This window comes from Winslowiella arboricola, from assembly GCF_025527015.1.
Taxonomy (GTDB): domain Bacteria; phylum Pseudomonadota; class Gammaproteobacteria; order Enterobacterales; family Enterobacteriaceae; genus Erwinia; species Erwinia arboricola.
The window spans coordinates 160,411-178,679 of the sequence record NZ_JAODIM010000041.1 but is presented as its reverse complement, the minus strand read 5'-3'; the positions used below and the strand labels follow the sequence as shown (position 1 = coordinate 178,679).

The window sequence follows — 18,269 nt, the reverse complement described above, 5'->3', positions numbered from 1 at the left end:
TTATTCCAGCCACAGCAGGGCGTCACCCGGACTAACCGGACGTCCTGGCTGACAGCCGATACGTTTTACGCGGCCCGCGCGCGGGGCATTGATCGCCAGCTCCATTTTCATCGCCTCGACGACAATCAGCGGTTGGCCTTCGGTGACGTTATCACCCGGTTTCACCAGCACTTTCCAGATATTGCCGTTCATATCGGCGCTGACCTGGAAGGCATCGTCATCGACTGCCGGCGCCTGCAAATTCTCGTCGCTGGTCAGCGGCGCGCCTTCTTCTTCCTGCTGCCACAGCGAGACTTCTGCTTCAAATGCAGTGGACTGATGCTGGCGGAATTCGGCTATCGATTGTGCATTGTCGGCGAGGAACTGCTGGTGTTCGGCGAAATCAAATACCGACTGTTCAATGGTGATCTTCCCACGCCCCTCACGGAAATCTTCGCGCAGCAGTTCCAGCTCATCCTCGCTGACCGGGTAGAAACGCACCTGATCAAAGAAGCGCAGCAGCCAGGGTTCGCTGGCGGCGAACTGCGGGTTTTTCAGGAATTTATTCCAGATCGGCAGCGTGCGCCCCACCAGCTGATAACCGCCAGGAGAGTCCATACCGTAGATGCACATATACATGCCGCCAATGCCGACGGTGCCTTCCGCAGTATGGGTGCGCGCCGGGTTATATTTGGAACTCAGCAGGCGATGACGGGGATCGACGGGTACCGCACAAGGCGCGCCGAGATAGACATCGCCCAGGCCGAGAATCAGATAGCTGGCATCGAAAATCACTTTGCTGACTGCTTCACGATCCGGCAGACCATTAATACGCTGGATAAAATCAACGTTATTTGGCAGCCAGGGTGCGCTGGCGCGTACCGTCTCTTTGTAACGCTCGACCGCACCGAGAGTGGCGCTGTCTTCGAAGGCCATTGGCAGCCAGACAATGCGTGACGGCACTTTCATATCGGTGACATCGCCGAGCTGCTGCTCCAGCGTCAGCAACTGGGCAATCAGCTGTTTCTGGCTGAGGATGCGGCTGTCATAGCGGATTTGCAGCGAACGCACGCCCGGCGACAGCTCTTCGATGCCTGGCTGAGCGGTAGCTTTCAGTGCTTCCATCAGCAGATGCACGCGCAGACGCAGCGCCAGATCCAGCACGTTATCGCCATACTCAATCAGTACATAGTTATCACCGGCCTGACGATAAATGGCGGTTGGGGTAGCGCTGGTGGCGGCAATCGACGCCAGTATGGTGGCGGAACCCTGTTCGGTAGTGGCCAGCGACGGCACAGCAAATGTCGGAGCGTGGCTGCTGGTTAAGCTTGCCACCGCCTGGTTTTGCGCTTTTTCCAGCGCATGGGCTTCATCAAAACTGATCGGGTGGAAGCGAATGCGATCGCCCGGTTTTACCTGACCCACTTTCCAAAGTTCCGCTTTGGCGATGGTCACCGGACAGACGAAGCCGCCGAGGCTCGGTCCGTCACGGGTAAGGATCACCGGGAAGTCACCGGTAAAGTTCACCGCGCCGATGGCGTATTCGCAGTCATGCACGTTCGACGGATGCAGACCCGCTTCGCCGCCGTTGGCGCGCGCCCAGCCCGGTTTCGGCCCGACCAGCCGCACACCGAGGCGGTTGGAGTTGTAGTGCACCTGCCACTCGCTGGCAAAGAATTCGTCAATCGACGCCTGGGTAAAGAAGTCCGGTGCGCCGTGCGGGCCATACAGCACGCCAATACGCCACTCATCACCATAAACCGGTACCAGCGTCGGGTGTATTGCTTGCGGCGCGCTAACCGGCGCCGGTGTGGTGCAGGCGTCGAGTTCCGGCTGTGAGATCGCCAGCATATCGGCGACGCGCAGCGTGCGTCCGGCATGACCACCAAACTGCCCCAGCGCGAAGGTTGAACGGCTACCGAGATATTCCGGCACATCAAAACCATTACGTACTGCCAGATAGGTACGGCAACCGGCCTGTGCGCGGCCCAGCGTCAGGGTCTGCCCGGCGCTGACCGTCAGCGGCTGCCAGTAGTCAACCGCCACGCCGTCGAGATCCGCCGGACAGGCGGCACCGGTCAGGGCGATAGTGGTATCGCTGTGAAAACGCAGCGTCGGCCCCTGTAAGGTAAATTCCAGACCGGCCGCTTCTTCAGCATTGCCGACGATGCGGTTGGCGAGGCGGAACGCAAAATCATCCATCGGTCCGGATGGTGGCACACCAATATCCCAGTAGCCTGAACGGCCCGGATAGTCCTGAATGCTGCTCCAGGTGCCCGGTTGCAGCACTTCAATCACTTGCGCCACGGGGGTAAAGCTGTCCAGCATCCGCGTCCACACGTTGCCGCTATGTAAAGCCTCAGTGGCGACAACCTGGCGCAGATAATCGAGATTGGTAGCGATGCCGTGAATGCGGGTTTCATTCAGCGCCTGCTGCATTTTTGCCAGCGCGGCGGCACGCGAATCGGCGTGGACGATCAGTTTGGCGATCATCGGGTCGTAGAAGGCGGAGACTTCGGTGCCGGTGCTGATCCAGCTGTCGATGCGCACATCGTCCGGGAAGCAGACTTCGGTTAATACACCCGGACTCGGCAGGAAGTTTTTCAGCGGATCTTCGGCGTAAATACGGACTTCTATTGAAGCGCCCTGAGGCTCGGCGGTCATTGCTGACCAGTCGGGGGGATCGCCAGCAGCGACGCGCAACATGCACTCCACCAGATCCAGCCCGGTGACGCATTCGGTTACCGGATGTTCAACTTGTAAGCGGGTGTTCACTTCAAGGAAGAAAAACTCATCGCGTTCGGCGTCGTAGATATATTCGACGGTACCGGCGCTGCGATAGCTGACCAGTTCCCCCAGTTTAACCGCCGAGTCGAGCAGGGCCGCGCGGGTGGCGGCCGGCAGATTTGGCGCCGGGGTTTCCTCTACTACTTTCTGATTGCGACGTTGCAGCGAACAGTCGCGCTCGCCGAGAGCAATCACCCGGCCTGCGCCATCGCCAAAAATCTGCACTTCAACATGGCGCGCCTGGTCAATACAGCGCTCAAGGAACACACCGGCATCGCTGAAGAACTGTTCGCCGAGACGACGTACGCTTTCCCACGCCGCGCTCAGGGCGTCAGCGTCAGCGCAACGGGTCAGGCCGATGCCGCCACCGCCAGCGGTGCTTTTCAGCATCACCGGATAACCGATCTGTTGGGCGGCATGCAGCGCCTGATCCAGCGAATCGAGCAGCGGCGTGCCCGGTGTCATCGGTACACCTGCGGCGGCGGCCAGTTCACGCGCGCGGTGTTTCAGGCCAAACTCGCCAATCTGCTGCGCGGTCGGGCCAACAAAAGCGATACCCGCTTGTTCACAGGCGTTGGCAAACGGCAGGCTTTCTGACAGAAAGCCATAACCTGGCCAGATCGCTTCGCTGCCGGTCTGCTGCGCGGCAGCAAGAATTTTGTCGATACGCAGATAGCTGTCAGTGGCTTTTTCGCCACCGAGCGCAATCGCAATATCGGCATCTTTGACATGTTGGGCATTTTTATCGGCATCGGAATAGACCGCGACACTGGTGATGCCAAGGCGTTTTAAGGTACGAATGGCACGACAGGCAATCTCGCCGCGGTTAGCAACCAGCACGGTGTTAAACATTGGATGTCTCCTTGCGGTTCAGCCAGTTGCGCCAGCCACCGAATTCAGTAATGTCGCGCGCATCACTGAGCGCTGCGGGTTCACAAATAAAGCCTTTTACCTGGCGACCATCAATCAGCGTCAGGGTGCCGATGCCAAGTGGCGCCGGGATCTCGGCGACAAACTCACCGAAGCGCGCCAGCGGGATATCCCATAGCTCAACGGTAATTGCTTTGCCGCCGTCGGCTTTCGCCAGACCTGGCTTCGGCGGATGGGTATTAGCCAGCGCATACAGGCGATAGCTGGCGGCGGTTTGCGTCTCCTGCACCAGCACCGCATCGCGGCTGGTCAGCTGATGATTAAGCGGCATGCCGGTCAGATGAGCGCCGACTACCGCGACACGTACATGTAAAGGAGATAGCGGAAGCGGTAAGTGGCTGGCTGGCAGCGTTTTGCCGGTGGCGCCGAGCGTCAGTGCCTGTTGCGTCTGCCACTGCTGACCAAAGGTAGCCAGCGCGCGGTCGTGCCAGGCCGGGGCAATCAGCGTAATACCGGCCGGTAAACCGTCCTGCCGGAATGGGGCCGGTAACGCCAGCGCCGAGAGGTCGGCCAGATTGGTGAAGTTGGTGTAGGTGCCAAACTGCGAGTTAAAACGCACCGGCTCCTGCTTCATCTCTTCGAGGGTATGAATCGTCGGCGAGGTCGGCACCACTAAGGCATCGAACTGGCTGAGGATCTGCTGGATCTGGCGCGTCAGTTCGGCACGCAGGTATTCGGCCTGAAAGGCTTCCACCGCACTGTATTTCTCGCCGCTGGAAACAATGCCATACACCACCGGATCCATATTTTGCGGATGCCGCAACATATCGCCCACCGCTACGGTGCGCTCCGCGACCCACGGACCAGAGTAGAGCTGCTCGGCCAGCTGATGGAAAATGCTGAAGTCGATGGGATGCAGCGTGGCACCGGTGGCGCTCAGCGCGCTTAATGCCTGCTGCCATGCGGCTTCGGCCTGCGTATCGTCAAAGAAGATTGGCGTGGCCGGGATAGCCAGGCGCGGTGCGGCAGGCAGCGCGGCCGGAGCCAGCGCCGGGTTGCTGCGTGAATAGGCGTCGCTGGCATCATAACCGCCGGCAATCTCCGCCACGTTAAAGGCGTCTGCTACCGTCAGGGCAAAAATCGAGAGGGTGTCATTCAGTCGGCAGGCGGGCACCACGCCGCTGGCGGAGAGCCAGCCTTTGGTTGGCTTCAGGCCGACAATATTGTTAAAGCCCGCGGGTACGCGGCCGGAACCGGCCGTATCGGTGCCGAGCGAAAAACCCACCAGTCCACGCGCCAGCACGGAAGCAGAACCGGAGCTGGAACCGCCGCTGACATACTCAGGATTAAAGGTGTTGCCTACCGCGCCAAACGGCGAACGGGTGCCGACCAGGCCGGTGGCGTACTGGTCGAGGTTGGTTTTGCCCATCACCACTGCGCCTGCGGCTTTCAGCCGGGCGACGGCGGTGGCGTCGTTTTCAGCCTGATAAGTGAATGCCGGGCAGGCGGCGGAGGTTGGCCAGCCCGCGACATCGATATTATCTTTTACCGCAAATGGCACACCAAACAGCGGCAGGGCGGCCGGATTGCTGCGATAAGCCGCCAGCAGAGGCTCGATTTGCGCGTGCAACTGGGCGGGCGTTGCCAGATACAGCCAGGCGTTATCGTCGGTGGAGAGCGTTGCCAGTAAATTTTCCAGCGTGGCGGTGATCGCCTCTGCATCCTGTTGATAAAGCTGTTGCCACTCCTGCAGCGTAAAGCCGGTGGTTAGCGCCATAATTTGAATTCCATCTGGTATACAAGATTGGATTCACTACAGCAAAGGACGTGCCAGATTTTATTTAATTGATTTTTAAGGTTTTTAATCTGGTTGTAAGGATCGAGTGCACAGTCATTGAGCATCGGTTGAACAAAAATGGGGCGGGAATTTCATTATGGCCTCATTTTGAAGTGTGATCTTATGCCAGATAAAAATCGTTAAGACGTATTAAGCTTTAAGTATTAAGCCGGGCAGGAGGCCCGGGCGTACAAAGAAGGAACTTTATTATGTTATCTGCATCCGGAATCCAGCCCACGCCGCTACAATTTCCGTTTATGGCGTATCAAACTGAAAATAAAATGAATGATTATGAAGCTGATGATATGAGGTATGCTGATTTCAGTGAAACTACGCTAAAGGGATTTTTTGGATTAGACACTATTACCCCAGGAATAGATCCTTATAGTGGCGAAGTGTTTCATTATCCAGGAGAATATCATTCATTTCTAAAACCTTTAGTCACTAGCGAAAAAAGAAGCCTTAAGCAGATTGCCGATCTGTTGTTTGAACAATTCAGACGCTACTCATTACCGGTTTCGTTTATGGGAAATCGGGCGCTGTTTATTGCGCTGATCAATCATATGAAAGGAAACTCTGGTTTACCCTTTAGTCATAAGCAGTTAAATGAGGCGTATTATCAGCAGATAGTGGGTGATAAATCAGAAGAGAGTTCACTTTTGATAATAAAAAACACCCTGGACGAGTACATTGATTGGTCAAACCGTTGTTATCCCGCAAGCAGGCAAGATGAGTTTAATGCTGAATTAGCAGAAAGCATCCTGCCTAAATTTAATCGGTGGTACGATCGTTTTAATGGTCTTTCAATGTCTGTGCATGATATATATGCAACACATATCTCCATAAAGTCATTGCGCGTAGCAGCTGACAACTATTCTGCTTCGATTCACTTTAAAGCACAGGATCATTTTGGGCTTGACACGCAAGATATTCTAAAACTGCGCTTCCATCATATCCCTATATTCCGCATATGGTTTATTCTGCAACGCTGGGAAAAATTTGGTTATAAACCTTTTATGACTAATATGGAAGCTGTAGTGGATATCATTGGAAAAAGAACGCAAAAATGAAAAAAATCATTATAACATTCATTGTAGGGGTTATCACAATATGTGTCGTTTATACATCAAGACAACTTGCGCGGCCGGTTGAAATTATCGCTGTTCACCAGCAGCAACATTGGAGTCATGTGTTGGTAAAGAACTTTCCCTTTACTGCAAGAGGTAAGGTGAAATGGTGGGAAGCTAATAGAATGCTTTTAAAAGAGAAATATGGCATCCCTGTGCCCACTAATGATGGCTGGTTTTCCGTGACCTTTTGGGATTTCGGCGAAGGATATGAGGTAGAAAAACCTGATGAGAACTCGTGGTTTCCTGATAAGAGTACTGACCATTTATATTGTTTTACAGAGATGAAAGTTGAAGCCAGATGTATAAGGAAGAAGGGGCGACTAATGAAAATTAACTTTACCAGTGAGAACTTAATAAGATTCACAGCTGATGGAGAAACGTTCTACCAACATCCTGACGGAAAAATCATTAAAGGAGAGCGGTTTACCACAACCATTAAGTGATCCTTCCTGCACGGCTTTCGTAAAAGTTTGTCCTTATGATGGCGTGTAGCGCTATGCCTGGTTAGCATGGAGTAGTTATTCCCTGCTGTTGGGTATGTTTTATTGCGATATTGGGATGAAGAGAGGCGCTAACGTGGGAAAGGTCATGGCGGACAAGTGGCAGTACTGGATGGTTGGAGCCTGTTTAACCGTTATAGCGGGTAGTGTGCAGGCCGATTCACTGGATGCACAACGCGAACGTTATCAGCAGATTAAACAGGCCTGGGACAATAAGCAGATGGATACCGTGGCGCAGCTGATGCCCACGTTACGTGATTACCCGCTCTATCCCTATCTCGAATATCGGCAGCTGGCACAGAATCTCGATCAGGAAACCAGCCTGGCGGTAAATAACTTTATTCAGCAGCACCCGACGCTGCCGCCGGTGCGCTCGCTCTCTTCCCGCTTTGTCAATGAACTGGCACGACGTCAGGACTGGCGTGGCCTGCTGGTGTTCAGCCCCGATGCACCGAAACCGGTCGCGGCGCGCTGTAACTGGTATTACGCCAAATGGGCCACCGGCCAGCAGCAGGTGGCGTATACCGGCGCGAAAGCGATCTGGCTGACCGGCACCTCGCTGCCTGCCACCTGCGATAAGCTGTTTACCGTCTGGCAGGATGCCGGTGAACGCACGCCGATTACCACCCTTGAACGTATCCGCCTGGCGATGAAAGCGGGTAACAGCAGCCTGGTGAATTTCCTCGCTAAACAGCTGCCGTCGGAGTATCAGACCATGGCCAATGCGCTGATGGATCTGCAAAAAGAGGCGAAAAACGTCGAAGCCTTTGCCCGTGCTGTCGGGCCGACTGATTTTACCCGTCAGGCGACCAGCATTGCTTTTGCCAGCGTAGCACGTCAGGACGCGGAGAACGCGCGGGCGATGATCCCGTCACTGGTGCGCTTACAGAAAATGAGCGAGCAGGAGAAGCAGGAGCTGGATGAAGCGGTGGCATGGCGCCTGATGGGCAACGATATCACCTCAGAGCAGGCCCGCTGGCGCGATAACGTGGTGATGCGCAGTGAATCCACCACCCTGATTGAGCGTCGTATCCGCATGTCGTTAGGCAATAACGATCGTCGTGGCTTTAATACCTGGCTGGCACGTCTGCCGCTGGAAGATAAGCAGAAAGATGAGTGGCAGTACTGGCAGGCAGATCTGTTGCTGGAACAGGGCCGTAAAGAGGAAGCGGACGGCATTCTGCAAAAACTGATACAGGAGCGCGGCTTCTACCCGATGGTGGCAGCGCAGCGGCTGGGCGTCGACTATCCGTTACGCGTCGATAAAGCGCCGCGCGCCGAAGGGGGGCTGGTGCAGGGCGCGGCGATTAACCGGGTGCGCGAGCTGATGTACTGGAATATGGATAACCTGGCGCGCACCGAGTGGGCTTATCTGGTGAGCAGTAAAAATCCGACCGAACAGCAGATGCTGGCGCGTTATGCTTTTGAGCAGGACTGGTGGGATCTGAGCGTGCAGGCGACGATTAGCGGAAAATTATGGAATCATCTGGAAGAGCGTTTCCCGCTGGCGTGGGACGATCAGTTTAAGCGCTTTACCCGTGATAAGAGCATTCCGCAGAGCTACGCGATGGCGATTGCCCGTCAGGAGAGTGCCTGGAACCCGAAGGCGCGTTCACCGGTCGGCGCTTCCGGCCTGATGCAGGTAATGCCCGCCACCGCCCAGCACACGGTGACCAAATTCAGTATCCCTGGCTACGTTAACAGCAGCCAGCTGCTTGATCCGCAAACCAATATTCAGATCGGCACCCAGTATCTTGAATCGGTGTATCAGCAGTTTGGGCAGAACCGCATCTTCTCTTCGGCGGCTTATAACGCCGGGCCGTCAAGGGTGAAAACCTGGCTGGGCAACAGCGCCGGACGCCTCGATGCCGTGGCGTTTATTGAAACCATTCCCTTCTCGGAAACGCGCGGCTATGTGAAAAACGTGCTGGCTTATGATGCCTATTATCGTCATCTGATGGGCAAGCCGGACAAGATCATTGCTGACGGCGAGTGGCAGCGGCGTTATTGATTGTGCTATTCTTCCGTACTCGTTAATGAGTACGGAAGATCGTTATGACTCAACCTTTAATTCCCGTCACTGAAGAGCCGCATAATGCTGAGTGGCAACGCTTCGTTGCGCTGATGCAGCGTGCATTTGCCGATAATCTGCATCTGCCCTTGTTGCAGCTGATGATGACGCCTGATGAGCGTGAGTCCTACGGTACCCGCTTGCGGATCATTGAAGAGTTAATGCGCGGAGAGATGAGTCAGCGCGAGCTGAAATCGGAGCTGGGAGCCGGGATTGCCACCATTACCCGCGGCTCCAACAGTCTGAAAGCCGCGCCGCCAGCGCTGAAAAACTGGCTGGAGACGCAGTTGCTGCATGGCTCAGATAAGGTCTGATTCTTCTGCTTTCATCTGGTAAATGTCGTTATGAAACGGACAGAGCGCCAGAATCAGTGCCTGATGATAGACGCTGGTACGCGTCAGTAAACCATGGGTAAAAGCGCCAATCGCTCCGCCCTGGTGCTTAATGTTTTCAATGCCGGTCAGGCGCGCCATCTCATCACCCAGTTCACGGCCCTGATAAATTCCTTTCATCACAATCGGCGGCAGAGTAAAGCTCGCGGAACGCGATTCGCCGCGCTGTTTATGATCTTCAATCACCATCCACGCAAAGGCGCTGGTCTCTTCGATACCCGCTTCGATAGCCACCCAGAAGTGCGCTTCGGGTCGGACTTGCCGCGCGTTCATCACACGCTGACGTGCGCCAGTTCTCGTTTCTGTATTTGTTACCGGCTGTGCAGCCACGCCACTGTCGACCTCGACACCTTCGATATGGCAGGATCCCACCCCGAAAACATCGCTGAAGGCCTGAGAAATCGCGCTTATTTTTGCCGGATTGATGGTAGCAGCGACAACATGGTACATAATTGTTTGAACCCTTTAGGCAAATTTGTCGCAGTATAACGGAAAAACTACATGTTACAGGTCTATCTTGTTCGCCACGGAGAAACGCTGTGGAATGCCGCCCGACGTATTCAGGGACAATCAGATAGCGCGCTGACCGCAAAAGGTGAGCAGCAGGCGTCTCAGGTGGCTGAGCGCGTCAAATCGTTAGGTATTACCCATGTTATTGCCAGTGATTTGGGCCGCACGCGCCGTACCGCCGAAATTATTGCTGATGCTTGTGGTTGCAGTGTGACGCTGGATGCGCGCCTGCGTGAGCTGAATATGGGCGTACTGGAACAGCGTCCAATTGATGAGCTGAGCGCAGAAGAAGAGAGCTGGCGTAAAACGCTGGTTGACGGCACCGAAGGTGGTCGTATTCCGCAGGGTGAGTCGATGGCGGAAATGGCTGCGCGTATGCATGCCGCGCTAAATGCCTGTCTCGATCTGCCGGCAGGCAGTCGCCCGCTGCTGGTGAGCCACGGCATGGCGTTAGGGGTGCTGGTCAGCACTATCCTTGGCCTGTCACCGAGCGCTGAGCGTCGTTTGCGTTTGCGTAACTGTTCTATCTCGCGCGTGGATCATCAGCAGAGTTCCTGGCTGGCATCGGGCTGGATTGTCGAGACGGCGGGGGATATCTCGCATCTGGATGCGCCAGCGCTGGATGAGTTACAGCGCTAGATTTTGCGTGGGGGCGAGAACCCCGCCCCTACGCAAATCTGATGCAGGGGCGGCGTTTTCGCCGCCCGTCAGTTACGCCTGACGGCGAATCGGGATCAGATAGTCACAGCGAATCTCGCTCGGCGGATCCTGGCGCTTCTTACCACCATGGGTATGGAAACGTTCAATATCCTGGCCCTGGCGGCGCGTCAGTCCCAGCGTCGGCATACAGGTGCCATAAATCAGCAGAATAAACTCCTGCAGATCGCCCGTCGGTCCGTGATAGCTAAACTGCACATAATCCCCGGCTTCCAGCAATACCGTCTGCGCTGATTGCATCGCCTGCGTCAGCTGATCGGACGAAACGGCAGTGGTATACAGAATCTCCTGCTCATCGTCTTTCTCATGGCTTGGACGCGACTGGTGCAGACCATACAGCATCGGCGGCACGGTGTCGGTTTCTGTCAGGAACTGACGCCAGAAGTGAATACGCATCTCATCGCGGTAGCGGGAAATCTGCTCCAGCGTACAGGTATAACTCTGGGTCTGACCGACCAGCACGGTTTCCGGCAGCGTGACGTATGTCGGCGCCGGCAGCTGGAATTCACCGAGGCGAATCGGTGGGCGGATGCCAAAGGAGTTCCAGTCGGAGGCACGGCGATAGTATGCTGGTGTCTGCGCAAACTGTTTTTTAAAGGCACGAGTAAAGGTCTGCTGTGAATCAAACCGGTACTGCAGCGCAATATCCAGAATCGGACGGCTGGTCAGTCGCAGTGCAACCGCAGCCTTCGACAGACGACGTGCACGGATATAGGCACCAATCGCATGGCTGGTGACTTCCTTGAACATTCGTTGCAGGTGCCATTTGGAATACCCTGCTTTTGCTGCCACATTGTCGAGCGACAATGGTTGGTCCAGATGGCTCTCCAGCCAGACAAGCAAATCGCGAATGATACCGGCTTGGTCCATAAATCGTCCTCTTTCGTACTCAGTGTTGGCGCAGGGAAAAGCAAAGTCGACGAATAATAGCACTAAATGCCCATAAAGCCGCGGCGGTTTTATTAGTCCGAATGTGCTATATCAATGCAAATTGGCGTCAGATAGTAAATGCAGACAGGTGTGAAACCCGTTTCTGCGTTTACCTTACAGTTTCATCTATTTCCTATGCAATGGTAACGTAATGATAATAAAAGCTCGGTTATTAGTAACGGCAGTTATTTTTTCCGCCTTCACTGCCCAGGCAGAGGTCGTCGGCTCAGTAGATACGGTGTTTAAGGTGTTTGGGCCGGACCATAAAATCCTCGTCGAAGCCTTCGATGACCCCGAGGTAAAAAATGTAACTTGTTATATCAGCCGGGCAAAAACCGGTGGTATCAAGGGGGGACTGGGTTTAGCGGAAGATACTTCGGACGCTGCTATTTCCTGCCAGCAGGTAGGACCGGTTACGTTGAGTGATAAAATTGCTCAGGGTAAAGCCGAAGGCGACGTGGTGTTCCGCCAGCGGACGTCACTGATCTTTAAGAAACTGCAGGTGGTGCGCTTTTTCGATCAGAAACGTCATGCGCTGATTTACCTCGCCTATTCCGACAAAGTGGTCGAGGGTTCACCAAAGAATGCGTTGAGTGCGGTGCCGATTATGCCGTGGAAGGGATAAAGCAGAATTAATATGGGCGGCGAGAACGCCGTCATTACGACTGGTGCAAATCATCAACACGGGCGGCGAGAACGCCGCCCCTACTGGAAAAAGTGGTCTTTTGTAGGGGCGGCGTTCTCGCCGCCCGCTGACTCAGTCCTGCAGATCGCCACAAAAACGGTAACCTTCGCCATGAATGGTGGCGATGATTTCCGGCGTATCCGGGGTGGACTCGAAGTGCTTACGGATGCGACGTATGGTGACGTCAACCGTGCGGTCATGCGGCTTCAGTTCGCGGCCGGTCATCTTTTTCAGCAGATCGCCACGGGTCTGAATCTTACCCGGGTTTTCGCAGAAGTGCAGCATCGCGCGGAACTCACTGCGCGGCAGCTTATACTGCTCACCCTGCGGGCTGACCAGTGAACGACTGTTGATATCCAGCTCCCAGCCGTTGAACTTATAGCTTTCAACCAGCTTGCGCTCGTCGCTGCTGATGGCGAGGTTCATGGTGCGTGACAGCAGGTTACGCGCACGAATCGTCAGTTCACGTGGGTTAAACGGTTTGGTGATGTAGTCATCAGCACCGATTTCTAATCCCAGGATCTTATCGACTTCGTTATCGCGGCCTGTCAGGAACATCAACGCCACATTCGCCTGCTCACGCAGTTCACGCGCCAGTAATAAGCCGTTTTTGCCCGGCAGATTAATATCCATAATGACCAGATTAACGTCGTTATCGGTCAGGATCTGGTGCATTTCAGCGCCATCTGTAGCTTCGTAGACCATATAACCTTCGGCCTCAAAAATACTTTTGAGGGTATTACGGGTTACTAATTCGTCTTCAACGATAAGTATGTGCGGGGTCTGCATGTGTTCGCTACCTAAAATTGCCAACAAAATTGAAAACAGGACGTACCACCGTTAATCACTACTGCCTGAATCAGGCTGTTCAATAAGCGATTTAACCGAAGTACAGAATTATGTTCTTGATGCACTATCCATCAACGTCAACAACATTGTCAGCTCAGCCATAAGGATGAATCCTGCATGCCCCGGCAGTGTCCTAACACCGACTATCCTAACTGCATTAACAGCAACATAACAGTGCTGACTACAAGCGATACGCATTAAAACAACGCTTCGTTGACTTATATCAAAATCAATTGTAGCACGTTAACACTTTTGTGAAAAACTCTTCGCAGAATGCCAGCTTAGCTCACAAAACTCCCTGAAATAGCCACGATTCAGCCACAAATGCGCTGACAGACCAATTTTGTTTCACTGATGATTTTAATTCACTGATAAATATTACATATTTGTTAATGATCTGGATTAATTGCCGATTAACGGTTGTCGGGCGGTCTAAGCTAAATCTGAGGTAATTTAACAAGGTAAATTAACCTTGTTGTTTAATTGTTAAATACAGCTGTCTGTTATTTAACATGCTGTCATGTCAGAGTAACCACTTCTGCTAATGTTACATTTAAGGCTGTCATGCTGTTTCCACTGATTCTGGTCGCTCCTGCCCGTGCTGAAAACGTCGGCGCCGCTGCACGTGCGATGAAAACGATGGGTTTTACCGAACTGCGTATTGTGCAAAGTCAGGCGCATTGCGAACCCGCTGCGCGCTGGGTAGCGCATGGCGCCGGTGAAATCCTTGATAATGCGACACATTTTGACTCGCTGGCCGCGGCGCTGGCGGATATTGATTTCTCGGTGGCCACCACCGCGCGCAGTCGCGCCAAATTTCGTTACTACGCTACGCCGCAGCAGGTTGAAACCATCTTGCACGAGAAGTCGCAGTGGGTAAAAAGTATGGCGCTGGTATTTGGCCGCGAAGATAGCGGCCTGACTAACGACGAACTGGCGCAGGTGGATTTACTGACCGGTATTCCGATGGCCAATGACTATCCTTCGCTGAATCTCGGTCAGGCGGTAATGGTTTACTGCTATCAGTTATCCGCGCTGCGCCAACTGGCGGTCGCGCCGCCGACGCGGGTCGATCAGCAGCAGTTAGGCGCGCTGCGTCAACGTATCGACCACCTGTTGGTCACGCTGGATGTCAATAATGATCATAAGCTGGCCGACTGGTTGCAGCAGCGTATTGGCCTGCTGGAGCAACGCGACAGCGCGATGCTGCATCGCCTGCTGCATGATATAGAGAAAAAACTTATAGATAAAAACTCGGCATGAACGGCGTCTGACAGTGCGACTCACCAGCAAAATTGCCACAGCTAAAATATCCGCGCAGGCCAGTCGCCATTCGTCGTTGCAGCGCGCGGTTGCGCGGGTGATTCGCTGCCGATAAAAAAATTGACTTAGCCATCACTTTGCTTTACTTCTGGAAGACAGACGGACATTAAAAGACAGACAGACGAAAAATCTAAATGCGCAAAATCAGCCTGAATACCACAATTATTATTACCACCACCATTACCACAACAGGTAACGGTGCGGGCTGACGCATACAGGAAATAACAAAAAAAGAAGCCCGCACCTAACCAGTGCGGGCTTTTTTTTCGGCATAAATTCAGGAGAGTTTTAAACATGCGAGTGCTGAAATTCGGCGGGACCTCAGTGGCAAATGCAGAAAGATTTATGCGTGTTGCCGATATTCTGGAAAGCAATGCACAGCAGGGACAGGTCGCGACGGTGCTTTCTGCTCCGGCTAAAATCACCAATCATCTGGTCGCGATGATTGAGAAAACCATCAGTGGTCAGGACGCATTGCCGAATATCAGCGACGCCGAACGTATCTTCGCAGAGCTGTTGCAGGGTCTGGCGGATGCTCAGCCTGGTTTCGCTTATGACCGCCTGAAAACGCAGGTGGATCTGGAATTTGCGCAGCTGAAACAGATTCTGCACGGCATCAGCCTGCTGGGACAGTGTCCGGACAGCGTCAACGCGGCGATTATCTGCCGTGGTGAAAAACTCTCTATCGCCATTATGGAAGCGCTGTTGCAGGCGCGTGGTTACGGCGTCAGCGTGATTGATCCGGTCGAAAAGCTGCTGGCGGTGGGTCACTATCTGGAATCCACCGTCGATATCGCCGAATCCACGCGGCGTATCGTCGCCAGTCAGATCCCGGCAGACAATATGATCCTGATGGCGGGCTTCACCGCCGGTAACGAGCGCGGTGAACTGGTGGTGCTGGGCCGTAACGGTTCTGACTACTCAGCGGCGGTGCTGGCGGCGTGTTTACGTGCTGACTGTTGCGAAATCTGGACTGACGTTGATGGCGTCTATACCTGTGACCCGCGTCAGGTGCCGGATGCACGTCTGCTGAAGTCGATGTCCTATCAGGAAGCGATGGAGCTCTCCTACTTCGGCGCCAAAGTACTGCATCCACGCACCATCACCCCGATTGCCCAGTTCCAGATCCCTTGTCTGATTAAAAATACCGCCAACCCGCAAGCTCCCGGCACTTTGATCGGCGGCGATGCGGTGGATGATGAAAACCCGGTGAAGGGCATCACCAACCTGAATAATATGGCGATGTTTAACGTCTCCGGCCCGGGGATGAAAGGGATGGTCGGCATGGCCGCGCGTGTGTTTGCCGCGATGTCACGCGCCGGTATCTCGGTGGTGCTGATTACCCAATCCTCTTCCGAATACAGCATCAGCTTCTGCGTATCGCAGGGCGACCTGGCGCGCGCGCGCCGTGTGCTGGAAGATGAGTTCTATCTGGAATTAAAAGATGGCCTGCTGGAGCCGCTCGATGTGATGGAGCAGCTGGCGGTAATCTCGGTAGTCGGTGACGGTATGCGTACGCTGCGCGGCATCTCGGCCAAATTCTTCTCGGCGCTGGCGCGCGCCAATATCAATATTGTGGCGATTGCGCAGGGCTCTTCTGAGCGATCTATTTCCGTGGTGGTCAGTAATGAAGATGCCACTACCGGTGTGCGCGTGGTGCATCAGATGCTGTTTGCCACCGATCAGGTGATCGAAGTGTTTGTGGTTGGCGTCGGAGGCGTGGGCGCTGCGCTGATCGAGCAGCTGCATCGTCAGCAGGCGTGGCTGAAGAATAAGCATATCGATCTGCGTGTCTGCGGTATCGCCAACTCACGCGCGTTGCTGACCAATGTCCACGGCGTACCGCTGGATAACTGGCAGCAGGCGTTACAGGCGGCAAAAGAGCCTTTCAGCCTTGAGCGTTTGTCACGTCTGGCGAAAGAGTATCACCTGCTGAACCCGGTGATTGTTGACTGTACCTCCAGCCAGGCGGTTGCCGATCAGTATGCTGACTTCCTCGCTGATGGCTTCCATGTGGTGACGCCGAACAAAAAGGCCAACACCTCATCCTGGAACTATTATCAGCAGATGCGCGCCGCGGCGGAAAAATCACGCCGTAAGTTCCTGTATGACACCAATGTCGGCGCTGGTCTGCCGGTGATTGAAAACCTGCAGAATCTGTTAAATGCCGGTGATGAGCTGATTCGCTTCTCCGGCATTCTGTCGGGTTCGCTGTCATTTATCTTTGGTAAACTGGATGAGGGCGTATCACTGTCTGAAGCCACCAAAATGGCACGTGATCTGGGCTTTACCGAGCCGGATCCGCGTGACGATCTCTCCGGTATGGATGTGGCGCGTAAGCTGCTGATTCTTGCCCGTGAAGCAGGTTATCAGCTGGAGCTGAGCGATATTGCCATTGAAGCAGTATTGCCGGACAGCCTGAACCAGATTGCCGATGTCGAAACCTTTATGCAGCGCCTGCCAGAACTCGACGCCGCCTTTAGTGCGCGTGTGGCGACCGCGCGTGAAGAGGGGAAAGTATTACGCTTTGTCGGTGCGATTGAAGAGGGTGGCATCTGTAAGGTAAAAATTGACGCCGTCGACGGTAATGATCCGCTGTATAAAGTAAAAAATGGTGAGAATGCGCTGGCGTTCTACAGCCGTTACTATCAGCCGATTCCGCTGGTTCTGCGCGGTTATGGCGCCGGTAATGATGTTACCGCCGCCGGGGTATTTGCCGATCTGTTACGCACGCTGTCATGGAAGTTGGGAGTTTAATAATGGTAAAAATTTATGCACCGGCCTCGATTGGCAATGTCAGCGTCGGCTTTGATGTGCTTGGCGCGGCAGTATCGCCCGTTGATGGTTCGCTGCTTGGCGACTGCGTCAGCGTAGAGGCGGCGGAGAGCTTTAGCCTGGTTAACGAAGGACGCTTTGTCAGTAAGCTGCCGACCGATCCGCAAGAGAATATCGTTTACCAGTGCTGGGTGCGCTTCTGTGAAGCGATCGGCAAACAAGTGCCGGTGGCGATGAAGCTGGAAAAAAATATGCCAATCGGCTCCGGTCTTGGCTCTTCCGCCTGTTCGGTGGTGGCTGGCCTGATGGCGATGAATGAGTTCTGCGGTAAGCCACTGAGCGACACCGAGCTGCTGGCGCTGATGGGCGAGCTGGAAGGGCGCATTTCTGGCAGCGTACACTATGATAATGTCGCCCCCTGTTTCCTTGGCGGGTTGCAGCTGATGCTGGAAGAGAACGGCATTATCAGCCAGGACGTGCCAGGCTTTGATAACTGGTTGTGGGTGATGGCCTATCCGGGCATTAAAGTCTCCACTGCCGAAGCGCGGGCGATTTTACCGGCGCAGTATCGCAAAGAAGATTGCATAAAACATGGTCGCTATCTGGCGGGCTTTATTCATGCCTGCCACACGCAGCAGCCTGCGCTGGCGGCGAAACTGATGAAAGATGTGATCGCCGAACCTTATCGCACTAAGCTGCTGCCTGGCTTTGCCGAAGCACGTCAGGCGGCCAGCCAGATTGGCGCGCTGGCCTGTGGCATTTCCGGCTCCGGCCCGACGCTGTTTGCCGTTTGCGACAATACGGACACCGCGCAGCGTATGGCTGACTGGTTAAGCCAGCACTACCTGCAGAATGATGAAGGCTTTGTACATATTTGCCGTTTAGACACGGCAGGCGCACGTAAACTGGGATAA

At 54.4% G+C, this 18,269-nt stretch carries 15 protein-coding genes and 1 other annotated feature; of the genes, 10 read left to right on the top strand and 5 right to left on the bottom strand.

All coding sequences use genetic code 11. The annotated features are described in order from the left end of the window. Together uca and atzF are read right to left on the bottom strand one after the other, a co-directional pair. A complete protein-coding gene (uca, locus tag N5923_RS12560; protein ID WP_267141323.1) occupies window positions 1-3,618 on the bottom strand; it encodes an urea carboxylase in 3,618 nt (1,205 codons plus the stop codon). Further along, on the bottom strand, window positions 3,611-5,413 hold the full coding sequence (gene atzF / locus N5923_RS12555) for an allophanate hydrolase (RefSeq protein WP_267141322.1): 1,803 nt from the start codon (window positions 5,411-5,413) through the stop codon (window positions 3,611-3,613). Before atzF ends, uca begins: the two co-directional genes overlap by 8 nt. Window positions 5,414-5,682: 269 nt before the next feature. Between atzF and N5923_RS12550 the strand changes: the two genes are divergently transcribed. From N5923_RS12550 to trpR, 4 genes are all read left to right on the top strand, one after another. After that, window positions 5,683-6,543, top strand: coding sequence for a DUF3289 family protein (locus tag N5923_RS12550; protein WP_267141321.1), 861 nt, complete (start codon window positions 5,683-5,685; stop codon window positions 6,541-6,543). Continuing rightward, a complete protein-coding gene (locus tag N5923_RS12545; protein ID WP_267141320.1) occupies window positions 6,540-7,046 on the top strand; it encodes a DUF943 family protein in 507 nt (168 codons plus the stop codon). The genes N5923_RS12550 and N5923_RS12545 overlap by 4 nt, the downstream gene beginning before the upstream one ends. Before the next feature lie 145 nt (window positions 7,047-7,191). Next, window positions 7,192-9,114 (top strand): murein transglycosylase, encoded by a 1,923-nt coding sequence (gene sltY, locus N5923_RS12540; protein ID WP_267141369.1) that lies wholly within the window; start codon window positions 7,192-7,194, stop codon window positions 9,112-9,114. A gap of 44 nt (window positions 9,115-9,158) precedes the next feature. Further along, complete coding sequence (gene trpR, locus N5923_RS12535; RefSeq protein WP_267141319.1) at window positions 9,159-9,488, top strand: trp operon repressor; 330 nt, start codon at window positions 9,159-9,161, stop codon at window positions 9,486-9,488. Here the strand turns inward: trpR and yjjX are convergent. Then, window positions 9,474-10,016: an inosine/xanthosine triphosphatase gene (gene yjjX, locus N5923_RS12530; protein WP_267141318.1), complete on the bottom strand. Its 543-nt coding sequence runs from the start codon at window positions 10,014-10,016 to the stop codon at window positions 9,474-9,476. The two genes, trpR and yjjX, sit on opposite strands and share 15 nt — an antisense overlap. Window positions 10,017-10,067: 51 nt before the next feature. Between yjjX and gpmB the strand changes: the two genes are divergently transcribed. Further along, the gene (gene gpmB, locus N5923_RS12525) at window positions 10,068-10,715 is read left to right on the top strand and encodes a 2,3-diphosphoglycerate-dependent phosphoglycerate mutase GpmB (protein WP_267141317.1); all 648 of its coding nucleotides are present in this window, start codon (window positions 10,068-10,070) and stop codon (window positions 10,713-10,715) included. 72 nt (window positions 10,716-10,787) lie between these two features. Here the strand turns inward: gpmB and robA are convergent, their stop codons facing one another. Next, entirely contained in the window at window positions 10,788-11,663 is an 876-nt protein-coding gene (robA, locus tag N5923_RS12520) for an MDR efflux pump AcrAB transcriptional activator RobA (RefSeq protein WP_267141316.1), read from the bottom strand. A gap of 211 nt (window positions 11,664-11,874) precedes the next feature. Here robA and creA point away from each other — a divergent pair, with 211 nt between their 5' ends. Next, window positions 11,875-12,348 (top strand): protein CreA, encoded by a 474-nt coding sequence (gene creA / locus N5923_RS12515; RefSeq protein WP_267141315.1) that lies wholly within the window; start codon window positions 11,875-11,877, stop codon window positions 12,346-12,348. Window positions 12,349-12,480: 132 nt separating this feature from the next. On the opposite strand, the gene arcA is transcribed toward creA, so the two are convergent. Then, window positions 12,481-13,197 carry a two-component system response regulator ArcA gene (arcA, locus tag N5923_RS12510; RefSeq protein WP_267140576.1) on the bottom strand — a complete coding sequence of 239 codons (717 nt, stop codon included), beginning with the start codon at window positions 13,195-13,197 and terminating at the stop codon, window positions 12,481-12,483. Window positions 13,198-13,821: 624 nt separating this feature from the next. Here arcA and N5923_RS12505 point away from each other — a divergent pair. From N5923_RS12505 to thrB, 4 genes are all read left to right on the top strand, one after another. Next, on the top strand, window positions 13,822-14,520 hold the full coding sequence (locus tag N5923_RS12505; RefSeq protein ID WP_267140575.1) for a tRNA/rRNA methyltransferase: 699 nt from the start codon (window positions 13,822-13,824) through the stop codon (window positions 14,518-14,520). A 194-nt stretch (window positions 14,521-14,714) separates the two neighbouring features. After that, entirely contained in the window at window positions 14,715-14,789 is a 75-nt protein-coding gene (gene thrL / locus N5923_RS24805; protein ID WP_071590520.1) for a thr operon leader peptide, read from the top strand. Next, window positions 14,722-14,848, top strand: a sequence feature (Thr leader region). Its footprint overlaps the gene before it by 68 nt. Window positions 14,849-14,874: 26 nt before the next feature. Beyond that, window positions 14,875-17,337 carry a bifunctional aspartate kinase/homoserine dehydrogenase I gene (gene thrA / locus N5923_RS12500; protein ID WP_267140574.1) on the top strand — a complete coding sequence of 821 codons (2,463 nt, stop codon included), beginning with the start codon at window positions 14,875-14,877 and terminating at the stop codon, window positions 17,335-17,337. Between the two features lie 2 nt (window positions 17,338-17,339). After that, window positions 17,340-18,269 (top strand): homoserine kinase, encoded by a 930-nt coding sequence (gene thrB / locus N5923_RS12495; protein ID WP_267140573.1) that lies wholly within the window; start codon window positions 17,340-17,342, stop codon window positions 18,267-18,269.